The organism is Dietzia sp. HMSC21D01 (assembly GCF_001815995.1).
Lineage (GTDB): Bacteria > Actinomycetota > Actinomycetes > Mycobacteriales > Mycobacteriaceae > Dietzia > Dietzia cinnamea.
Genome location: NZ_KV823605.1, coordinates 1 through 3,692, shown reverse-complemented (window position 1 = coordinate 3,692; position 3,692 = coordinate 1). Strand labels below are relative to the sequence as shown.

The window sequence follows — 3,692 nt, the reverse complement described above, 5'->3', positions numbered from 1 at the left end:
CGACCCGTCCGGACTCCACGCGGTGAGGCCGACTCGGCGCGGCGGCCCGGGCACGACCTCGCGCAGGCCGTCGCCGGGCACGATCTCCATCTCGGCCTCCGCGGCCGTGACGATGAGCGGCCACAGGGCGGGGACCTCGGCGTCGCACAGGTCGAGCCACACGCGCGCCTGGCGGTGACTGCGGGCGAGCGCGTCGACCGCCCGCAGCCACGCGGCCTGGGCGAGCGACAGTCCGCCGTCCCAGCCGTAGCGCAGCCGGTCCCACTCGACGCCCGCCGACTTCCAGCGCCCGCCGCTGCCGGGCACCACGATCCGCGCCTTGAGCCGGTTGCCCAGCCCCGGCTGCAGGCCGCCCGCGCCGCCGTCCGGGGCGAGCTCGTCGGGCACCACCGACAGCTGCAGCCCGACGATCGGCGCCTCCTGATACGCCCGCCCCGCGTCGACCGTGCGCAGGGCCTCCTCGGCCTGGCGCCGCCAGTCGGGCACGCCGGCGTCCCGGTCGGCGAGCGTCGCCGCGTACAGCATGACCGCGGCGGCGTGCTTGCAGTTCAGCGCGACGGGGCACGTGCACAGGCTGCGGCGCGGGCGGGAGTACCCGTCCGCGTCGGGCGCCGTGAGGTGGACGGTCGTCGAGTACCAGGCGCGGCCGCCCCGGCCGCCACTGCCCGCGACGTCCGCGTCGAGGCGGTGGGTGGCGGCGTCGTACCGCAGCTCCCGGATGCGCGTGGCGTCGACGTAGCGCCGGGCGCGGCCGAGCGCCGCCGCGCCCACGAAGGAGGCGACGTCGGTCTCGGGAACCCTCGGGAGCGATGCCTGCACGCCGTCAGGCTAGAGGACGACGACGACGAGACGGCCGCTCACCGGGCGGCACCCGCCCGTCCCTGTGGAGACGGAAGCGGGCTGTGGAATCCCGGCGCCCGTTCCGGCGGTGACGGTGTCGGCTCGCCGCGGGGTATTGACCCCGGGCGCGGGCAGGCCTAACGTGATACCACATGGTTTCATGTCGAACGGATGAGGTGGCCCTCGATGACGACGAGGTGGACCGACTGTTCCGCGCGTTGGCCGACGCCACGCGGCGGGACATCCTCCGGCGCACGCTCGCCGGCGAGTCCACCGTCTCCGAACTGGCGGACCACTACGACATGTCGTTCGCGGCCGTCCGTAAGCACGTCAACGTCCTGGAGGAGGCGGGACTGATCAGTGACCACCGGATCGGCCGAGAGCGCCGGATCCGGGGCGATGTCGACGCGATCCGGCGAGCGCAGAGCCTGCTCGACGGGTTCGAGGACATCTGGCGGGGACGCATCGACCGACTCGACGCCCTCCTCGCCGAGGAGCAGCACCACGCCTAGCACCACGCCCGAGCACCACCCGCGAGGAAGAAGGCCCGTCATGCCGGTGACATCGGTGGACAAAGATCTCGACCAACTGACCCTGACCATCGTCGCCGAGTTCCCGGTGCCGGTGCGTCGCCTGTGGGACGCCTACGTCGACCCGCGGCAGATCGAACGCTTCTGGGGCCCGCCGACGTGGCCCGCCACCTTCACCCGGCACGACGTGTTCCCCGGCGGCCGGACGGACTACTACATGACCGGGCCCGACGGCAGCCGTTCCCGCGGCTACTGGGAGTTCCTCGCGGTCGAGGAGGGCCGCTCGTTCGAGGTGCTCGACGGGTTCACCCGCGACGACGGCACGCCCGACACGGACCTGCCCACCACGCGCATGGTGTTCAGCTTCGAGGCGACGGAGGCAGGCTCCCGCCTGACCACCACCTCCCACTTCGCCAGCCTCTCCGAACTCGAGCAGCTGGTCGCGATGGGCATGGAGGAGGGCACCCGCGAGGCGATGGGTCAGATCGACGCCGTCGTCGGCGACGACGCCAGCTTCGCGGCCCACGCCGGCACGCGGACGCAGCACCTCGACGACCGGACGGTCCGGTTCACCCGCGTCCTGCGCGGGACCCCGCAGCAGGTCTGGGACGCCCACCACGACCCCGCGGTCCTGGACCGGTGGTTCCACGGGCCGGACGGCTGGGCGCTCGTCGGGTGCCGGGTCGCGTCGGAACCCGGCGAGACCACGCGCTTCGAGTGGGCGCCCGAGGAGGGCGTCGAGGGCGAGCCGTTCGCCCTGACGGGTGAGCTGCTGGAGACCCACCCGCCACACCGCGAGGTGTTCACCGAGACGATGGAGGGCGCCGACGCGCCGCCCACCCGCAACGAGCAGACCCTCACCGCCGTGGAGGGCGGGACGCTGCTCACGCTCGTCATCACCTACGCGAGCGCCGAGCTGCGCGAGATGATCCTCGGCACCGGGATGGTCGACGGGATGGAGGTCGGCTACCGGCGGTTGGAGTCGGAGGTGCTGTCGGCGGCCTGATCGGTGGCGGCGGTGCCGGTGGCGGCGGTGCCGGTGGTCTTCCCGGCGAAGGCCTTCTCCACGGCCAGCACGATCAGCACCACCGCCACGCCGGCCACCACCGCGGCCAGGACGGCGGGCCAGTCCGACCCGGGCGCGAGCACGTCGGCCTCCTCCGTCTGCCACGGCCACAGCGCACGCAACGAGCCCAGCATGAGCCCGGCCATGGCGACGAGGGTGGGCTTGCGGAAGTCCTCGAGGAGCCGGTCGAGGACCTTGACGAACAGCGAGATGCCGACCAACGCGCCGAGCGCGAAGACGCCCAGGTAGGCGAAGTCACGCTCGTCGACCGCGCCGAGCGTGGGGGCGTACAGACCCATCGCCAGTAGGAGGTATGACCCGGAGACCCCCGGCAGGACCAGGGCGCAGATCGCCACGGCCGCCGCGACGAACACCAACAGATAGGACGGATCGCTGATCGACCCGCTCGGCAGCCCCGAGAGCACGAACGCGAACACCGCGCCCAGGACGAACACCAGACCCAGCACCCAGTTCCGTCCGCCCGGGGTCGCGCGCGCCATCCCCAGCGGGACCGCGATGCTCGCGGCCACCATGCCGAGGAACAGGCCGCGGGCGATCTCCGGGCTGCCCTCGACGAACCCCTTCATCACCCCGGCCACGGTGAACACCACCGCGAGCATGCCGACCGCCATCGGCAGCAGCAGCCACCAGTCGACGTGCCGGAACGCGGCGCGCGTGCGGGCCCGACGGTCCGGGCCCAGCGCCGCCGAGCGCAGGCCGTCCACCACGTGCGCGCCGGAGTCCAGCAACCGCGGGTAGACACCGGTCACCAGGGCCACCGTGCCGCCCGAGACGCCGGGGACGAGTTCGGCCATGCCGATGAGCGCGCCGCGGACGGCGTTGCCGACCATCCCGAGCGGACCCGGCCGCGTCGGCACCGGCGAGCGCGGGTCGAGATCGGCGTCGTCGACCGGGTCGTGCCCGGATCCGACCGGGTCGCGGCGGGCGTGAGCGGGAGTCGACGAGTCGGCAGCCATTCTCCCAGCATCCCCGACCGGGGCGCCCGGCACCAAGCGACGCACCCGGCCGCGTCCCCACTGTGACCGACCCGGCACCCGCGCGGCCACTAGAATCGCCCTGGATGCCGGACGGGAAGGGGCACCGCGCATGCCGATGCACTACCCGCCGCTCGCCGACGGCACCTACCGCTACGGCGACCCACCCCGGCCCCTGCCCTCACCCGTGCCCGGCCCGGACGCCGACTCCCCGCCACCGCAGCCCCCGTCCCCGGCCCCCGACGGCGGTCCCGGCGCCGG

4 protein-coding genes are annotated in these 3,692 nt (G+C 73.9%); 2 read left to right on the top strand and 2 right to left on the bottom strand.

Annotated elements, in window-relative coordinates:
* The coding region (locus HMPREF3086_RS00350; protein ID WP_210401805.1) for an SWIM zinc finger family protein at positions 1-819 on the bottom strand (819 nt) is incomplete at its 3' end.
* Positions 820-992: 173 nt separating this feature from the next.
* On the opposite strand from HMPREF3086_RS00350, the gene HMPREF3086_RS00345 reads away from it, so the two are divergent.
* The gene (locus tag HMPREF3086_RS00345) at positions 993-1,352 is read left to right on the top strand and encodes an ArsR/SmtB family transcription factor (RefSeq protein ID WP_061228956.1); all 360 of its coding nucleotides are present in this window, start codon (positions 993-995) and stop codon (positions 1,350-1,352) included.
* A 40-nt stretch (positions 1,353-1,392) separates the two neighbouring features.
* Positions 1,393-2,376: an SRPBCC family protein gene (locus HMPREF3086_RS00340; RefSeq protein WP_070719673.1), complete on the top strand. Its 984-nt coding sequence runs from the start codon at positions 1,393-1,395 to the stop codon at positions 2,374-2,376.
* On the opposite strand, the gene HMPREF3086_RS00335 is transcribed toward HMPREF3086_RS00340, so the two are convergent.
* Positions 2,337-3,413, bottom strand: coding sequence for a DUF368 domain-containing protein (locus tag HMPREF3086_RS00335; protein WP_070719672.1), 1,077 nt, complete (start codon positions 3,411-3,413; stop codon positions 2,337-2,339). The two genes, HMPREF3086_RS00340 and HMPREF3086_RS00335, sit on opposite strands and share 40 nt — an antisense overlap.
* Between the last annotated feature and the right edge of the window lie 279 nt (positions 3,414-3,692).

Excerpts from the sequence above, each read along its gene's own strand:
- HMPREF3086_RS00340 (WP_070719673.1), top strand. The coding sequence starts at position 1,393 with ATGCCGGTGACATCGGTGGACAAAGATCTCGACCAACTGACCCTGACC.
- HMPREF3086_RS00335 (WP_070719672.1), bottom strand. The coding sequence starts at position 3,413 with ATGGCTGCCGACTCGTCGACTCCCGCTCACGCCCGCCGCGACCCGGTC.
- HMPREF3086_RS00345 (WP_061228956.1), top strand. The coding sequence starts at position 993 with ATGGTTTCATGTCGAACGGATGAGGTGGCCCTCGATGACGACGAGGTG.